The following is a 17,355-nucleotide window of genomic DNA, read 5'->3' as shown; positions in this document are numbered from 1 at the left end:
ACTGCGTTACAAACCGTCAGGAAGCGTCAGAGAAAAGTAATAGAATCCGCGGACTTTGTTGCGCCGCCGCAAGAAACTCCAGGGAGCTGTCATGTCTGCCGTCGGGTCGTCCGCCAACGCTACACCCAATCCTTCCGCCGGCCACGGCACATCCTCGCCCCTGGCCGCCTTGTCCCTGGCCGCCCTGGGGGTGGTGTACGGCGACATCGGCACCAGCCCCCTGTATTCGGTGAAGGAAGTCTTTGCCGGCAACCACGCCATCCCGCTCAACGAAGCCAACGTGCTGGGCAGCCTGTCCCTCTTCCTGTGGGCGCTGATCATCATCGTCTCGTTCAAGTACGTGGCCTTCATCATGCGCGCCGACAACCGGGGAGAAGGCGGCATCATGGCCCTGATCGCCCTGGCTTCGCGCCGTGAAGGCAACCAGCACCACGTGGGGCGCAAGAGCATCCTGATCATCGGCATCTTCGGCGCCGCCATGTTCTACGGCGACGGGGTGATCACCCCGGCCATCTCGGTGCTGTCCGCCGTGGAGGGCCTGGAGGTGGCGACCCCGGCCTTCTCCCCCTACATCCTGCCCATCACCCTGGTGGTGCTGGCCCTGCTGTTCTTCGTCCAGCGGCGCGGTACCGCCACCGTGGGCATCGCCTTCGGGCCGGTGATGATGGTGTGGTTCCTCGCCCTGGCGGCCATCGGCCTCTACAACATCGTACGCAACCCCTCGGTGCTGCTGGCCGTCAACCCCTGGTACGGGCTGGAATTCCTGTGGGCCAACAAGGCCATGGCGCTGATCGCCATGGGCAACATCGTGCTGGCGGTGACCGGCGCCGAAGCCCTCTACGCCGACATGGGCCACTTCGGCCGCCGCCCCATCCGCCTGGCCTGGTACGGCCTGGTGCTGCCGTCCCTGGCGCTCAACTATGCCGGTCAGGGCGCCCTGCTGCTGGTGGACCCGGCCACCGTCTCCAACCCCTTCTTCAAGGCCGCGCCGGGCTGGGCCCTCTACCCGCTGGTGGGGCTGTCCACCCTGGCTACGGTGATCGCCTCCCAGGCCGTCATCTCCGGCGCCTTCTCGATCACCCGCCAGGCCATGCAGCTGGGCTTCGTGCCGCGCATGGAAGTGCAGCACACCTCGGAGAAGGAACAAGGCCAGATCTACCTGCCGGCCATCAACTGGGGCCTGTTCCTGGCCGTGGCCATCCTGGTGCTGGGCTTCAAGTCGTCCAACAACCTGGCCGCCGCTTACGGCATCGCCGTGACCGGCAACATGGTCACCACCTCGATCCTGGCGATCATCGTCGCCGCCCAGGTGTGGCACTGGGGCTGGTTCCGCGCCATCGCCCTGTTCTCCTGCTTCCTGGTGGTGGAGATGATCTTCCTGGCCGCCAACATCCTGAAGATTCCCGACGGCGGCTGGTTCCCCCTGGTGGCCGGCGCCGGCGTGTTCTTCCTGATGACCACCTGGAAGCGCGGCCGCCAGTTGCTGTCCGACCGCCTCAAAGGCGAGAACCTCAACCTGGAGATGTTCATCGACAGCATTTCCGCCGGGGCCCCCACCCGGGTGCCGGGCACGGCGGTGTTCATGAACGCCGATCCCCAGTCGGTGCCCCACGCCCTGCTGCACAACCTGATGCACAACAAGGTGCTGCACGAGCGCATCGTCATCGTCACCGTCAAGGTCTTCGACGTGCCCTACGTGCCCGAGATCGACCGGGTCGAGGTGAAGCCGCTCAAGGAGAACTTCTGGCGGGTGGTGGTCCAGTACGGCTTCAAGGACGAGCCGGACATCCCCGCCGCCCTGGCCATGTGCGCCGACGCCGGGCTGACCTTCGAGATGCTGGAGACCTCGTTCTTCCTCGGCCGCGAGACCCTGATCCCCCGCCTGGGCTCGGAAATGGCCTTCTGGCGGGAAAAGCTGTTCATCGCCATGTTCCGCAACGCCGGCAGCGCCACCTCCTTCTTCAAGATTCCCTCCAACCGGGTCGTGGAACTCGGCACCCAGGTCGTGCTCTGAAAAAGGCGGGAGCGACCGGCTATACGGTTGTCATCCTGCCCTTACAATGACGGCTGCAACCCCGGGATCGGCCCGGGGCGCGCCGCTCCGGAGCTGGCATGGATGCATCCTCGTCGTCGGCCGTCGTTTCCCCCGCCCCCGGCAAGCCCCGGGCGCGGCGGCTCTTCCCGCTGCACGTCCACCTCACCCTGCTGTTCACCCTGCTGATCTTCCTGTCGGGGACGGTGATCGGCGTCTTCAACTACGTCAAGGCCCGGGAAACCCTGCTCACCGCCGCCCAGGACGTGTTCGGGCGGATCGGCGTCGAGGCCGGCGAGCGCCTGGAGCGCCTGCGCCGCCCCATTGCCAGCGCCGTTTCCCTGCTTTCCCGCTCCCGGCTGGCCGAGGCTACCACCCTGGACGAGCGCATGCTGGCCGTGCCCCTGCTGGTGGAGACCCTGCGCCTCAACCCGGCCCTCTCCGCCGTCTATGCCGGTTACGCTGACGGGGCGTTCATCCTGGTCCGCCCCCTGGACAATGCCGAGCAGCGCCAGGCCTTCAGCGCCCCCCGGGACGCCCGCTACGTGGTGCAGAGCGTTGAGCGCCCCGGCGGCCAGGTGCGCGGCCGCTTCATCTTCCACGACGCGGACCAGACCGTGCTGGAAAACCGGGAGCGGAGCGACTACCTCTACGACCCCCGGGGGCGCCTCTGGTACCGGGAGGCCCTGGCCGCCAACGACGACATCCAGACCGCCCCCTACGTATTCTTCACCACCCAGGACGTGGGCCAGAGCATCGCCCGGCGTGGCGGGCGCCCGGGGATGGTGGTCGGCGCCGACCTGACCCTGGCAGACCTGTCCCTGCTGCTCACCGCCTCGCGCACCACTCCATCTTCGGAACTGGCCCTGTTCGACGCCGACGCCAATCTGGTGGCTTTTTCCAGCCCGGTGCGGCTGGTGCGCGGCGACCTGGGCGGGCAGCTCCTGCGCAAGTCCCTGGCCGAAGTCGGCAGTCCGGTGATGGGCGAAGTGGAAAAGGCCTTCCATGAAGGCCGCCTCGACCAGCCTCTGACCCTGTCCACCGAGCGCCAGGACTGGAACGTGCTGATCCGCCGCATCGACGGCCAGGGCGAGAAGGCCACCTACCTGGCGGTGGCGGCGCCGGAGGACGAACTGCTGGTGGATGCCCGCCGCCACCTGGCCCACCAGGGCCTGATCACCCTGCTCATCCTGGTGCTGACCGTGCCCCTCACCCTGTACGTGTCGCGCCGGGTGTCCAAGGACCTGCGCACTCTGACTGCCCAGACCCGGGACATCCGCCGCTTCCGCTTCTCCGAGACGGCCCAGGTCCAGTCCATGGTGCGGGAGGTCCAGGAACTGTCGGATACCCTGGGGCGCACCCGGCGTACCATCCGCCGTTTCCTCGACATCAGCGCCGCATTGGCCGCCGAGCGCAACTTCGGCCGGCTGGTGCAGCGGGTGCTCAAGGAAACGGTGGACGCGGTGGATGCCCGGGCTGGCGTTCTCTACCTGGTCAGCGACGACGAGGGCTGCCTGGTGCCCGAGGCGGTGCGCCGCGGCGCAGCGGCGGGCGTAGAGGCCGTGCCCGAAGGGGAGGACGAAGCCCAGGCCGAACTGCTCGCCAGCCTCGACGCCATTACGCTGGACGGCACCGACCCGCGCCTCGACTCGGTGGCCGGGGTAGCCCGCAACGGCGCCACCTCCCTGTCCAACCTGCTGCCGGCGGCTGTACCCGCCGGCCCCTTGCGCGCGGCCCTGGGGGACGCTCCCCTGCAATTGGTGGCGGTGCCGCTCAAGAACCGGGGCGGCCAGGTGATCGGCGTGCTCTGCCTGTACCGGGAACAGGACCAAGAGGCCCCGGGGCAGGATCTGGTGTCGTTCATCGAGCAGCTGTCAGGGGCCGCCGCGGTGGCCATCGAGAACCAGCGCCTGTTGCTCGGCCAGAAGGCCCTGCTCGAAGCTCTGATCAAGCTGCTGGCCGGCGCCATCGACGCCAAGAGCCCCTACACCGGCGGCCATTGCCAGCGGGTGCCGGAACTGACCAAGATGCTGGCCCGGGCAGCCTGCGAGGCCAATGCCGGGCCCTTCGCCGATTACGCCCTGGACGACGACCAGTGGGAGGCCCTGCACATCGCCGCCTGGTTGCACGATTGCGGCAAGGTCACCACCCCGGAATACGTGGTGGACAAGGCCACCAAGCTGGAAACCCTGTACGACCGCATCCACGAGGTGCGCATGCGCTTCGAGGTGCTCAAGCGCGACGCCGAGCTGGCCTACTGGCAGGCCCTGGCCCGGGGCGACGACGAAGGCTTCGCCCGGCGCGAGCGGGATGCCGAGCAGGCCCGGTTGGACGCGGATTTCGCCTTCGTCGCCGAATGCAACGAGGGCGGCGAATTCATGGCCCCCGAACGCATCGAGCGGCTGCGCGGCATCGCAGCACGCACCTGGCGGCGCACCCTGTCGGACCGCCTCGGCATCTCCTGGGAGGAGCGGCAGCGCAAGTCACGCATCCCGGAGCCCAGGCTGCCGGTGCTGGAGCCCCTGCTCGCCGATAAGCCTGAGCACCTGATCGAGCGCGGCGAAGCCGACCGCATGCCGGCGGACAACCCCTGGGGTTTCAAGCTCGACGTGCCGCCCTACAAGTACAACCGGGGCGAACTGACCAATCTGGCTGTGGGGCGCGGCACCCTCACCGACGAGGAGCGCTACAAGATCAACGATCACATCGTCCAGACCATCGTCATGCTGTCGCGCCTGCCGTTCCCCGCCCACCTGAAACGGGTGCCGGAAATCGCCGGCGGCCACCACGAGACGATGGACGGCCGGGGCTACCCGAAACGCCTGACCCGGGACGAGATGAGCCTGGAGGCGCGCATGATGGCCATTGCCGACATCTTCGAGGCCCTCACCGCGGTGGACCGCCCCTACAAGAAGGGCAAGACCCTGTCCGAGTCGGTGGCGATCATGGCCCGCATGGCCCGGGACCGGCATGTGGACCCGGACCTGTTCGCCCTGTTCCTCACCTCGGGCGTTTACCGCCGCTACGCCGAGCGCTACCTGCGCCCGGAACAGATCGACGCGGTGGATGTGGAGCGGGCGTTGGCGGGGTAGGGGGCAGGGGGCGTATTCAAAAGTTCTGAATGTCGGCACTTTCCCAGCCAAACAAGGGGGCTTGCGGCATGGCAGGGCACGGCACGCACCGCCACCTGATGCCGCGGCACTTTAGCCGTCACCCATAACGACCAGCGATACAGATACAGGAAGGGGCCGCACCGGCAACGGCACGGTCCCTTCCTTGCGCCTTACTTCGCCAGCAGCGGCCGCAGTTGTTCGATCATCCGGTCGATCTCGTTACGGGTGACGTTGAGGGCCGGCATGAAGCGTAGCAGGTGGGGGCGGGGGGCGTTGAGCAGCAGGCCTTCGGGGGCCAGGTTGCGGGCGGCCTCCACCACCGCCGGGCCGCGCTCGTCGGCGAGCAGCAGGGCGCGCAGCAGGCCCTGGCCGCGCTCGCCGTTCAGGCCCAGTTCATCGGATAGCTCGCGCAGCTTGGCGCCCAGGTAGTCCCCCAGGGCGGCGACTTCGGCGAGGAAGCCCGGGGCGGTGAGGGTGTCGAGCACCGCCACGCCGACAGCGGCCATCAGCGGGTTGCCGTTGTAGGTGCCGCCCTGGTCGCCGGCCTCGAAGCAGCACACCGCTTCCTTGGCGAGCAGGGCCGATAGGGGCACGCCGCCGCCGATGCCCTTGCCCAGGGTCATGATGTCCGGTTCGATACCGGCGTGCTGGTGGGCGAACAGGGTGCCGATGCGGCCCATGCCGGTTTGCACCTCGTCCACGATCAGCAGCAGGCCGCGCTCAAGGGTGAGGCGGCGCAGGGCCTGGAGGAATTCGGCGCTGGCGGGCACCACGCCGCCTTCGCCTTGCACCGGTTCCAGCATCACCGCCACGGTGTCGGGGCCGATCAGGGCCTCGACCGAGGCCAGGTCGTTGAGGGTGGCCTTGGGGAAGCCGGGCACCTGGGGGGCGAACAGGGTGTCCCAGCCGGGCTTGCCGGAGGCGGACATGGTGGCGAGGGTGCGGCCGTGGAAGCTGCCGTTGAAGGTGACGATCTCGAAGGCGCCGCCCTTGTGCACCTTGCCCCATTTGCGCGCCAGCTTGATGGCCCCCTCGTTGGCCTCGGCCCCGGTGCTGGCGAAGAACACCCGGTCGAAGCAGGAGTGCTCGGTGAGCCCCCGGGCGAGCTTGAGGGACGGTTCGTTGTAGAAGGCCGGGCTGGGGTTGATCAGCTTGCCGGCCTGGGTGGTCAGGGCGTCGACAATGGCCGGGTGGCCGTGGCCCAGGCAGTTCACCGCCCAGCCCTGGACGAAGTCCAGGTAACGCTTGCCCCGGTGGTCGGTGAGCCAGGAGCCTCGCCCCTCGACGAACACCAGGTCGGGGCGGGCGGTGATCCACATCAGGGGCTGGGCGTCGGCGGGGGAAAAATCCATGGAAGTCTCCATCAATGAAAAAGGCCACGGGAATGCCGTGGCCTGGGGGGAAAGCGGGCAAACCCTCAACGGGGGACGAGCGGCGGGCGGCGGCCGCCATGGGGGCGGCGGCGTCGTTCGGCGGGCAGCGGCAGTCCGGTGAGGTGAGTGCGGATCATGCCGTGCACTTTGCCATAGTTTGCCCGGCCGGGATGACGGTTTTGCGCCAGCTTCGCGGCTGGTTCCCCGCCGGGCGGCTTGCGTGGTTCCTAGCCGTGGACCTGGCGGTACTCCGCCAGCTGGGCGATGGTCAGGAGGGGAAAACCGTGGGCGGCGGCGAAGGCCTCCAGGGCGACGCCGCGCATCATGGTGCCGTCCGGGTTCATCAGCTCGCACAGCACCGCCGCCGGGGCGAACCCGGCCAGTCGCGCCAGATCCACCGAGCCCTCGGTGTGGCCGCGCCGCCCGAGCACGCCCTTGGAATGGGCGCGCAGGGGAAAGACGTGGCCGGGGCGGGCCAGGTCGGCGGGGGTGGCGTCCGGGGCGATGGCGGCGCGGATGGTGGTGAGCCGGTCGGCGGCCGAGACGCCGGTGGTGACGCCCACCTTGGCCTCGATGCTGACGGTGAAGGCGGTGCCGTGGCGGCTCTCGTTGCGCACCACCATGGGCGGCAGGTCGAGCCGGCGGATGCGGGCGTCGTCCAGGCACAGGCAGACGATGCCGCTGCATTCGCGGATGAACAGGGCCATCATGGCCTCGTCCATGGCTTCGGCGGCGACGATCAGGTCGCCCTCGTTCTCCCGGTCGAAGTCGTCGAGCAGCACCACGGCGCGGCCGTCGCGCAGGGCAGCGATGGCGTCGGCAACGGCGGCATCCGAAGGGGAGGAGGGGAGGGATTGGGCTTCGTCGGCCCGGGGGAACTGCTTGGCTACTGCGGACATGAAACGCTCCTGGAAATGAAAGGGAGGCGTTTCAGGGGGACGCGCGGCGACGCCACGGCTCTACCGGCAAGCGATGGCGATCGCCGGGCCGGCAGGTGCAATGGCATACCGCCGGCAACGGCCGAGGCCGCCACCGGGCTGCGTCTTCTTTCATCCGGACTATGACCGTCGGCTCCGGCTTCGCACCGGATCTGCTGACCCCGCCGGATGGCGGGCGCTCGCGGGCTCGGCCCCGAGGATTCGGGACCTTACCGCCGGTGGGGACTTCCACCCCGCCCTGAAGACGATTGCGCCGCCGGGCGTTGGAGAAAACTCCCCAACTTGCGGCGGCGCGGCCATTCTACTCTCCCCAGCAGAACGGGGATGGGGGCTGGGCTCAGGCGAGCAGGATGTGGCCGGCGGTGCGCAGCAGGATACCGATGCAGCCGCCCAGCACGGCGGGCTTCCACACTGCGGCGACGCGCTTGCCGGCGGAGATGAGGATGGCCACCCCGGCCACGTCCAGGGGGTTGATGAGAAAGCCGGCGCCCTGGTTGAGCAGCAGCACGCTGGCGTGGCCCTGGCGCAGCATCTCGTCCATCACCCCCATCATGGCGGTGCCGCCGGCCAGCACCTTGGTCAGGGTGAGCAGGATCAGGGCCGGGTCCAGGTGCAGGGCGGCCATGGCCGGGCCGAGCAGGGCGGTGAGCAGGTCGATGGCGCCGAAGGCGCGCAGCAGCATCACCACGGTGAGGGACAGCACCAGCATCGGGATCGAGCCCACGGCGATCTTGAAGGCTTCGGCCCCGGCGTGGTTGATCACGTCCAGCACCCCCTTGGCGTCCTCGGCGGTGCGGTGGTGCAGGGTCTCGTCCAGGGGCGCCTCGGCGCCGCTCAGGTGGCGACCGAAGCCGTAGTAGGTGACGGCCGCCGCCGCCAGCCCGCCCAGCACCGAGAGCAGCAGGGTCGGCGCGTAACTCAGGCCCAGGGCGGCCAGGGGGAAGGTGGTGTTGGCCTGGGCCATGGCCATCACCATGGCCAGGGTGGCGGCCAGGTGGCGCGGCGAGGCGCCGCGCTGGTCCATCATGGCCAGGGTGGCCACCGGGGCGGCGAAGCTGACGAAGTTGATCTGCAGGGCGGCGAACACGCCGAGGCCGGTCAGGCCCACGGGTTTGAGCAGCGGGGCGATGCGCGCCACGGCCCAGTCGAGTACGCCCTTGGCTTCGAGCAGGCGCATCAGGGAGAGCATCACCACCATCACCGGCAGCAGGATGAAGAGGGACAGTTCGACGGCGGAGCGGCCAGCCTTGAGGATGGCGTCGATGAGCAGTTCCATGGCGGGGAGCGGAAAAGGGGAGGGCGGCGGCAACGCCGGGTCGGCCGTAATTATGCCAAGTCGCCGGCCCGGCCGGCTATTGGGGGGCGCCAGCCGTAGGGAAGGCCGGATGCGCCGGACCGGGCGCCGCTGATACCAACTGTGACAAAAAAGCCAGAACCGGAAAGATGGGGCCAGGGTCAATCAAGCGGCCGACGCGTCCCGCGTTTCCCTCCCCGCTGCCATTGCCGGTCGGGCGGCAGCAGGGGGAAGGGCGGAGCGGCGGCGGTCGTCGGTCATCATCCACGCGAGGCTTTCATGGGCAGGCAGGTGGTTTCCCCCGGAGCGGGGCAGAGGCGAGGGCTGGGATGCCGCGCAGGTTGCGGGCAAGGAAGTAGGCAGGGGCCGGGGCTGTCCGGCCGGATGTTCGGGAGGAACGGCCATGCCTGATGTTTCCGCCCTGGATCTGGCCCGGCTCCAGTTCGCCTTCACCGTTTCGTTCCACATCCTCTTTCCCGCCATCACCATCGGCATGGCCAGCTACCTGGTGGTGCTGGAGGCCTGCTGGCTGCGTACCAAGCAGCCGGTGTACCGGGACCTGTACCACTTCTGGTCGAAGATCTTCGCCGTCAATTTCGGCATGGGGGTGGTGTCGGGGCTGGTCATGGCCTACCAGTTCGGCACCAATTGGAGCGGTTTCTCCCAGTTCGCCGGGGGCATCACCGGTCCTCTGCTGGCCTACGAGGTGATGACCGCCTTCTTCCTCGAAGCCGGCTTTCTCGGCGTCATGCTGTTCGGCTGGAACAAGGTCGGGCCGGGGCTGCACTTCCTCTCCACCGCCATGGTGGCCCTGGGCACCCTGGTGTCCACCACCTGGATTCTGGCCTCCAACAGCTGGATGCAGACGCCCCAGGGCTACGCCATCCTGGATGGCCGGGTGGTGCCCACGGACTGGCTGGCGGTGATCTTCAACCCCTCCTTCCCCTACCGGCTGCTGCACATGAGCGTGGCCGCCTTTCTTGCCACTGCCCTGTTCGTCGCCGCCTCGGCGGCTTGGCACCTGCGGCGCGGCCACGACAACCCGGCCCTGCGCAAGATGCTGTCGATGGCGCTCGGGCTGCTGGTAGTGGTGGCGCCGATCCAGGCGGTGATCGGCGACATGCACGGGCTCAACACCCTGGAGCACCAGCCGGCCAAGATCGCCGCCCTGGAAGGGCACTGGGAGAACCGGGGCGACGAGGCCCTGCCCCTGATCGCCTTCGGCTGGCCGGACATGGCCCGGGAGGAGACCCGTTACGCCGTCGAGATCCCCCGTCTGGGCAGCCTGATCCTGACCCACACCTGGGGCGGCCAGATCAAGGGGCTCAAGGAATTCCCGCCGGAGGACCGGCCCAACGCCACCCTGCTGTTCTGGTCGTTCCGCGTCATGGTCGGCCTGGGCCTGCTGATGATCTTGCTTGGACTGTGGGGGCTGGTGTTGCGCCGGGGCGGCGGCCTGTACCGCTCCCGGGCCTTTTTGCGCGCCGTGCTGTGGATGGGGCCGAGCGGGCTGGTGGCCCTGCTCGCCGGTTGGATCACCACCGAGGCGGGCCGCCAGCCCTGGGTGGTGTATGGGGTGCTGCGCACCGCCGACGCGGTGACGCCCCACGGCGTGCCGGAACTGACCCTGTCCCTGGGCCTGTTCGTGATCACCTATTTCTTCGTCTTCGGCGTGGGTATCGCCTACATGTTCCGTCTGGTGCGCAAGGGCCCCCAGCCCCACGAGGGCGACCCGCACCCGGAGAGCGGACCCGGCCTGGAGCGCACCCCGGCCCGGCCCCTGTCGGCGGTGGGCGACGACGAGGCGCGGGCGCCCCTGCCTGTTGGCACCGCGGCGACGGCGGGGAGGAGTTGACCATGGGCATCGATCTTTCCCTGCTGTGGGCCGGCATCATCCTGTTCGGCGTGATGATGTACGTGGTCATGGACGGCTTCGACCTGGGCATCGGCCTGCTCTACCCCTTCGTCCCCGACCGGCACGACCGGGACGTGATGATGAACACCGTGGCGCCGGTCTGGGACGGCAACGAGACCTGGCTGGTGATGGGCGGCGCCGGCCTGCTGGCGGCCTTTCCCCTGGCCTACGCGGTGGTCCTCAGCGCTCTCTACCTGCCCCTGGTGTTCATGCTGCTCGGGCTGATCTTCCGCGGCGTGGCCTTCGAGTTCCGCTTCAAGGCCAACGACCGGGAGCGCCACGTCTGGGACAAGGCCTTCATCGGCGGTTCCCTGGCGGCCTCGTTCTTCCAGGGCGTGGTGCTGGGGGCCTACATCGACGGCATCAGGATGGACGGTCGCGCCTTCGCCGGCGGCCCCCTGGACTGGCTGGCGCCCTTCCCGCTGTTCTGCGGCGTCGGGGTGGTGGTGGCCTATGCCCTGCTCGGCAGCACCTGGCTGATCATGAAGACCGAGGGCGATCTGTACCGGCGCATGCTGGCCCTGACCCGCCCCCTGGTGGGGCTGCTGCTGGCGGCCATCGTGGCGATCAGCGTGTGGACGCCTCTGGCCCAGCCCCATATCGCCGAGCGCTGGTTCAGCTGGCCCAACCTGGCCTGGTTCGCGCCGGTGCCGCTGCTGGTGGTCCTGGCCATGGTCGGGCTGGTGCGCTCCCTCCCGCGCGAGCCGGCGGCGGCGCCCTTCCTCTACGCCCTGGGGCTGGTGTTCCTCGGCTACAGCGGCCTGGCCATCAGCGTCTGGCCGAACATCCTGCCCGGCATCAGCATCTGGCAGGCGGCGGCGCCGCCCCAGAGCCAGGGCTTCGCCCTGGTGGGGGCCTTGTTCATCATTCCCTTCATCCTGATGTACACCGTCTGGTCCTACTACGTCTTTCGCGGCAAGGTCCGGCACGGCGAGGGGTACCACTGATGCACGGTGGGGAGTGGCGATGAGCCCTGGCGACCGGGCCCGTCCGGGGCTCGCGGTCTGGGCCCGACGGATCGGCTGGTTGGCCCTGATCTGGACGGCCAGCGTGGCCGCCCTGGGCACTTGCGCGTGGCTGCTGCGGCTGGTGATGCGGGCCGCCGGGTTCCATTCCTGAGCCGGGGGAAAGCAGCATGAAATGGGGCGGCGCAAGAAAATCGCCGGAGCAGTAACGTATTTCCTACCGGAGGGGGGGTAAAGTAATTATAAAATATGACCTTAGCTATATCTAAAATAAATACTTCGTGCTCTCCGGAATCAACGAGAAGTCCCTTCCCCGGCTCCAACTGTTCGGCATGCTCGCCCTCGTCCTGGTCTTCACCCTGGGGATGGGGCTCTATTTCACCTGGCAGCACGTGCGCGACTTCCAGGCCGGCATGGCCGGGCTGGAGCGGGAAACCCTGGCCCAGCAGCAGTCCTTGCTGGAGGCCGAGCTTGATTCGAACCGCAATTACCTGGAGTTCGTCCGCTCCCGCACCGAGGAAGTCCTCAAGGAGAGCCTGAAGGCCGAAGTGGACCAGGCCTTCCAGGTGGTGGAGGCCCTCTACCGCCAGGAGAAGGGGCGGCGTCCCGAGGCCGAGATCCGCCGCCTGGCCGCCGAGGCCCTGCGCCCGATGCGCTTCTTCGACGGCCGGGGCTACTTCTTCATCGACGATCTCAAGGGCAACTGCGTGCTGCTGCCCATTTCCCCGGATCGGGAGGGCTCCTCCCTGCTCGACAACCGGGACGACGCCGGCACCTACATCATGCGTGGGCTGATCGACGCCTCCGCCTCCGGGGCCGGCTTCTCACGCTACCGCTGGTACGCCCCGGGCAACCCCCGGGAAATGGCCGACAAGATCACCTACGTGCGCCGCTTCGAGCCCTTCGGCTGGATCATCGGCGCCGGCGACTACCTGTCCAACATGGAGCAGCAGCTGAGCCAGGAGGCCCTGGTGCGTCTGCGCTCGGTGCGCTTCGGCAAGAACGGCTACCTGGCGGTGCTGCACCGGGACGGCCGGGTGCTGGTGTCCCCCTCCCATCCCCAGTCGGAAGGCGTCGCCGTGAGCCGGCTGGGCAGCGATGCCGAGCGCCGGGTGGTGGGCCAGCTGCTCGACCTGGCCAAGACCGGCGGCGGCGTGGCGCGCTACGACTGGCTGCGCCCCGACAGCGGCCGGCTCACGCCCAAGCTTTCGGTGGTCCGTCCCGTGGATTCCTGGGGCTGGGTGCTGGTGGCCGGGGTGTACCTGGACGACCTGGCGGACACGGTGCAACGCGGCCAGACCGAACTGGCGGCGAGCGTGCGCGAGCACGTCACCACCACCCTGCTGGTGCTGGCCCTGGCGGCGTCCGCCACCCTGGCCTTCTCTCTGTTCTTCTCCGGCTGGCTGGGCCGCATCCTCCATGCCTACCGGGATGACATCGAGACGCGCAACGCCCAGCTCACCGAGAACGCCCAGCAGCTGCGCCTGGCGGCCCAGGTGTTCGAAAGCGGCAACGAGGGCATCGTCATCACCGACGCCCGGAACCGCATCCTGACGGTGAACCGGGCCTTCACCGCCATCACCGGCTACCGGGTGGACGAGGTGGTGGGGCGCAACCCGAGCATGTTCTCGTCGGGCCGCCATCCCCCCGAGTTCTACAACACCCTGTGGCGGGAGCTGAACGAGACCGGCACCTGGTCCGGGGAAATCTGGAACCGCCGCAAGGACGGCTCGCTCTTTCCCGAGTGGCTCAACATCAGCGCGGTGCGGGACGACGCCGGGACGGTGACCCACTACATCGCCGCCTTCTCCGACATCACCGAGCGCAAGGCCGCCGAGGCCCAGGTGCGGCACATGGCCGAATACGACGCCCTGACCAACCTGCCCAACCGGGTGCTGCTGCTGGACCGGCTCGGCCAGTCCATCGCCGCCGCCCAGCGCGCCGGCACGGGCATGGCCCTGTTGTTCATCGACCTGGACCGTTTCAAGAACATCAACGATTCCCTGGGCCACGCCGTAGGCGACCAGGTGCTGTGCCTGGTGGGCGAGCGCCTGTCCGCCACCGTGCGTGCCAGCGACACGGTGAGCCGCCTGGGGGGTGACGAGTTCGTCGTCCTGCTGCCCAACCTGGACGTGCCGGACCGGGCCGCCAGCGTGGCGGAAAAACTGCTGGTGGCCCTCAGCCAGCCCCTGGCGGTGGGCGCCCACGAACTGGCCGTTACCCCCAGTATCGGCATCGCTGTCTATCCGGAGGACGGCGACGACGGCCCGACCCTGCTCAAGAACGCCGACGCCGCCATGTACAGCGCCAAGGAAAATGGGCGCAACAACTACCAGTTCTTCACCCCGGAAATGAACGCCCGGGTGTCCGAACGCCTAGCCCTGGAAAACAGTCTGCGCCAGGCCCTGACGCGCAACGAACTGTTCCTCCACTACCAACCCCAGTACGACCTGCAAAGCGGCGAACTGACCGGCTGCGAGGCCCTGGTGCGCTGGCAGCACCCGGAGCAGGGCCTGGTCCCGCCGGCCCGTTTCATCCCGGTGGCCGAGGACACGGGCCTGATCCTGCCCCTGGGCCTGTGGGTGCTGCGCGAAGCCTGCCGCCAGGCCAAGGCCTGGCAGGACCAGGGGCTGAAACCGATCCCGGTGGCGGTGAACCTGTCCGCCGTCCAGTTCCGCCAGGTGCGCCTGACGGGGCTGGTGGCCGACGTCCTGGCCGAGACGGGGCTGGAACCCCGCTGGTTGGAATTGGAACTGACCGAATCCATGCTGATGGAAGACGGCCCCCGCCACACCACCACCCTGGCCGAACTGAAGGCCCTGGGGGTGCGCCTGGCCCTGGACGACTTCGGCACCGGCTATTCCAGCCTGTCGTACCTGAAGCGCTTCGACCTGGACACCCTGAAGATCGACCGCTCCTTCGTCCAGGCCCTGCCCGACGACAGCGAGGACGCGGCGCTGACCAGCGCCATCATCGGCATCGCCCGCCTGCTCGGCCTGACCACCGTCGCCGAGGGCGTCGAAACCGAAGCCCAGCGCGCCTTCCTCGCCGCCCAGGGCTGCACCCTGATGCAGGGCTTCCTGATGGCCCGGCCCATGTCCGGGGACGAGCTGGGCCGGCTGCTGGCGCCGGTGGAGGCTAGTGCCTAAGGGTTGGTGATTTCAGGGGCTGGCGATCTGTTTGGCATAATCCTGCGTTTTAGGGAGGTGCCATGGGCCGAAAATCATCGTCGTTCGAGGATATCGTCGAAATCTGTGCGGCCTTGCCCTGGCAAGTCGGTGTGGTGCTTGCCGTCGTCAGTTACCTGGTGCTGCATCATTTTGCGCTGGTCCCGGGGGGCGTCCCTGCGATTGATCTCCAGCGACCCGGCAGTGTCGGGAGCATGCTGGGGGGCACGCTGGCTTATTACCTCCAATACATCGTTTCCGGTGCCTGCTTGCTGGGTGCGCTGATTTCGGCAATCAAGCGCCGTCGACGTCGTGCGCTCCACGCGCAACTTGCCGATGCGCCGACCCGCTCTTCGCTGGATCGTCTGTCGTGGCGGGAATTCGAATTGGTGGTGGGCGAGTATTTTCGGCGCAAGGGATTTGAGGTCGAAGAGCGGGGCGGGGCCAGGCCTGATGGCGGGGTCGATCTGGTGCTGCGGCTAGGGCGGGACCGCTATCTGGTCCAGTGCAAACAATGGAAATCACGCAGCGTCGGGGTGGCCGTGGTGCGCGAATTGTTCGGCGTGATGGTGGCCGAGGGAGCTGTGGGTGGATTCGTCGTGTCTTCCGGCAGCTTTACCGATGAAGCACGGCGCTTTGCCGAAGGCCGTGCGATAGAGTTGGTCGATGCCCAGCGCTTTCTGAACGGCATTGCCGTCGATGGGCCGGCAGATGTGCGGTCGCGCCCGACACCCGAGCAGGTGCCGGCCTGTCCGGACTGCGGCAGTCCCATGGTGCAGCGCCAGGCACGCCGGGGGGCGACGGTGGGGCAGCGCTTCTGGGGATGCTCACGCTTTCCCTCGTGCCGGGGAAGCAGACCCGCATAACGGGTGGATGCTCCCGAAAAAAGACAACGCCCCGCGCAGTGCGGGGCGTTGTACTTGTTGCAGCTGCTACCGGGTTCCGGCGCTTATTCCATCGCCTCGTACAGCGGCAGGGTCAGGAATTCCGGGTATTCCGGGGTGAGGGACATCTTGTCGAAGATCACCGCGGCCTGGTCGTAGGTCTCGGTCTTTTCGCCCTGGGCGGTGACGGTGGCCTTCACCTTGGCCAGCTCCTCGGCGATCATCGGACGGACCATTTCCACGGTGACCTTGCGGCCGTCGTCGAGCTTGCCCTTGGGGCTGACCACCCACTGCCACACCTGGGAGCGGGAGATTTCGGCGGTGGCGGCGTCTTCCATCAGGTTGTGGATGGGCACGCAGCCGTTGCCGGCCAGCCAGGAACCCAGGTAGTGGATGCCGACGTTGATGTTGTTGCGCAGGCCAGCTTCGGTGATGGGCTGCTCGGGCTGGAAGTTGAGCCAGTCCTTGGGGCCGAAGGAGCCTTCGACCTGCTTGCCGAACTGGTTGGGCTTGTCGCCCAGGACCTTGACGAACTCTTCCATGGCGATGGGCACCAGGCCCGGGTGGGCCACCCAGCCGCCGTCGTAGCCGTCGTTGGCGTCGCGGCGCTTGTCGTGGCGGATGCCGGCCAGGGCCTTTTCGTTGGCTTCCGGATCGCCCTTGATCGGGATCAGGGCGCTCATGCCGCCCATGGCGGGGGCGCCGCGCTTGTGGCAGGCCTGCACCAGGGCCAGGGCGTAGGAGCGCATGAAGGGCACTTCCATGGTGATGGCGCCCCGGTTGGCCAGGCAGAAGTCCTTGTTCTTCTTGAACTTCTTGATGCAGGAGAAGATGTAGTCCCAGCGGCCGGCGTTCAGGCCGGCGGAGTGCTCGCGCAGCTCATAGAGAATCTCTTCCATCTCGAAGGTGGCGAGGATGGTTTCCACCAGCACGGTGGCCTTGATGGTGCCTTGCGGCAGGCCGATGTGGTCCTGGGCCATGACGAAGGCGTCGTTCCACAGGCGGGCTTCCAGGTGGGACTCCATCTTGGGCAGGTAGTAGAAGGGGCCGGCACCGCGGGCCACCTGCTCCTTGGCGTTGTGGAAGAACACCAGGGCGAAGTCGAACAGGCCGCCGGAAACGCGCTGGCCGTCCACGGTCACGTGCTTCTCGTCCAGGTGCCAGCCGCGGGGACGGATTTGCAGGGTGGCGATCTTGTCGTTGAGCTTGTATTCCTTGCCGGCCTCGTTCTTGAAGGTCAGCTTGCGGCGGATGGCGTCGTAGAGGTTCACCTGGCCCTGGATCTGGTTGAACCAGTTGGGGCTGTTGGAATCCTCGAAGTCGGTCATGTAGGAATCAGCGCCGGAGTTGAAGGCGTTGATGATCATCTTGGCTTCCACCGGGCCGGTGATTTCGACGCGGCGGCACTGCAGGGCGGCGGGCACCGGGGCGACCTTCCAGTCGCCTTCGCGGATGTGCTTGGTCTCCGGCAGGAAGTCGGGCATTTCGCCGGCGTCGATGCGGGCCTGGCGGGTGACGCGGGCCTTGAGCAGTTCCTGGCGGCGCGGTTCGAAGGCGCGGTGCAGCTTGGCGACGAAGGCCAGGGCATCGTGGGTCAGGATTTCTTCGAAGCGGGGGTGCAGCGGGGCGTTGATGGCGACGCCTTGGGGCAGGTTGAGGCTCATGGAAGCTCCT

Annotated in this window: 11 protein-coding genes and 1 riboswitch; of the genes, 7 read left to right on the top strand and 4 right to left on the bottom strand. The window is 68.0% G+C overall.

The window, feature by feature from the left end; all coding sequences use genetic code 11:
* Nucleotides 1-91: 91 nt before the first annotated feature.
* Nucleotides 92-2,014, top strand: coding sequence for a potassium transporter Kup (locus V7Z98_RS02275; protein ID WP_293259481.1), 1,923 nt, complete (start codon nucleotides 92-94; stop codon nucleotides 2,012-2,014).
* Between the two features lie 98 nt (nucleotides 2,015-2,112).
* Nucleotides 2,113-5,124, top strand: a complete 3,012-nt coding sequence (locus V7Z98_RS02270; RefSeq protein ID WP_334156834.1) for an HD domain-containing phosphohydrolase — start codon at nucleotides 2,113-2,115, stop codon at nucleotides 5,122-5,124.
* A 191-nt stretch (nucleotides 5,125-5,315) separates the two neighbouring features.
* Here the strand turns inward: V7Z98_RS02270 and V7Z98_RS02265 are convergent, their stop codons facing one another.
* The 3 genes from V7Z98_RS02265 to V7Z98_RS02255 all read right to left on the bottom strand — a co-directional run bounded on the left by V7Z98_RS02265 (nucleotide 5,316) and on the right by V7Z98_RS02255 (nucleotide 8,732).
* Nucleotides 5,316-6,497 carry an acetylornithine transaminase gene (locus tag V7Z98_RS02265; RefSeq protein ID WP_334156833.1) on the bottom strand — a complete coding sequence of 394 codons (1,182 nt, stop codon included), beginning with the start codon at nucleotides 6,495-6,497 and terminating at the stop codon, nucleotides 5,316-5,318.
* A 248-nt stretch (nucleotides 6,498-6,745) separates the two neighbouring features.
* The gene (gene ribB, locus V7Z98_RS02260; RefSeq protein ID WP_334156832.1) at nucleotides 6,746-7,417 is read right to left on the bottom strand and encodes a 3,4-dihydroxy-2-butanone-4-phosphate synthase; all 672 of its coding nucleotides are present in this window, start codon (nucleotides 7,415-7,417) and stop codon (nucleotides 6,746-6,748) included.
* Nucleotides 7,418-7,555: 138 nt separating this feature from the next.
* A riboswitch (FMN riboswitch) is annotated at nucleotides 7,556-7,706 on the bottom strand.
* 87 nt (nucleotides 7,707-7,793) lie between these two features.
* Entirely contained in the window at nucleotides 7,794-8,732 is a 939-nt protein-coding gene (locus V7Z98_RS02255; RefSeq protein ID WP_334156831.1) for a nucleoside recognition domain-containing protein, read from the bottom strand.
* A gap of 421 nt (nucleotides 8,733-9,153) precedes the next feature.
* On the opposite strand from V7Z98_RS02255, the gene V7Z98_RS02250 reads away from it, so the two are divergent.
* From V7Z98_RS02250 to V7Z98_RS02230, 5 genes are all read left to right on the top strand, one after another.
* A complete protein-coding gene (locus V7Z98_RS02250) occupies nucleotides 9,154-10,605 on the top strand; it encodes a cytochrome ubiquinol oxidase subunit I (protein ID WP_334156830.1) in 1,452 nt (483 codons plus the stop codon).
* A 2-nt stretch (nucleotides 10,606-10,607) separates the two neighbouring features.
* Nucleotides 10,608-11,612, top strand: coding sequence for a cytochrome d ubiquinol oxidase subunit II (cydB, locus tag V7Z98_RS02245; protein ID WP_293259499.1), 1,005 nt, complete (start codon nucleotides 10,608-10,610; stop codon nucleotides 11,610-11,612).
* A 19-nt stretch (nucleotides 11,613-11,631) separates the two neighbouring features.
* A complete protein-coding gene (locus tag V7Z98_RS02240; protein WP_334156829.1) occupies nucleotides 11,632-11,784 on the top strand; it encodes a DUF2474 domain-containing protein in 153 nt (50 codons plus the stop codon).
* Nucleotides 11,785-11,911: 127 nt separating this feature from the next.
* On the top strand, nucleotides 11,912-14,779 hold the full coding sequence (locus tag V7Z98_RS02235; RefSeq protein WP_334156828.1) for a bifunctional diguanylate cyclase/phosphodiesterase: 2,868 nt from the start codon (nucleotides 11,912-11,914) through the stop codon (nucleotides 14,777-14,779).
* 62 nt (nucleotides 14,780-14,841) lie between these two features.
* Nucleotides 14,842-15,663 carry a restriction endonuclease gene (locus tag V7Z98_RS02230; RefSeq protein WP_334156827.1) on the top strand — a complete coding sequence of 274 codons (822 nt, stop codon included), beginning with the start codon at nucleotides 14,842-14,844 and terminating at the stop codon, nucleotides 15,661-15,663.
* An 83-nt stretch (nucleotides 15,664-15,746) separates the two neighbouring features.
* On the opposite strand, the gene aceB is transcribed toward V7Z98_RS02230, so the two are convergent.
* A complete protein-coding gene (aceB, locus tag V7Z98_RS02225) occupies nucleotides 15,747-17,345 on the bottom strand; it encodes a malate synthase A (protein WP_334156826.1) in 1,599 nt (532 codons plus the stop codon).
* Between the last annotated feature and the right edge of the window lie 10 nt (nucleotides 17,346-17,355).

The sequence above is a fragment of the Oryzomicrobium sp. genome (assembly GCF_036820405.1).
In the GTDB taxonomy this organism is placed as follows: domain Bacteria; phylum Pseudomonadota; class Gammaproteobacteria; order Burkholderiales; family Rhodocyclaceae; genus Oryzomicrobium.
The sequence above is the reverse complement of the archived record's forward strand: the minus strand, read 5'-3'. Positions and strand labels throughout refer to the sequence as shown.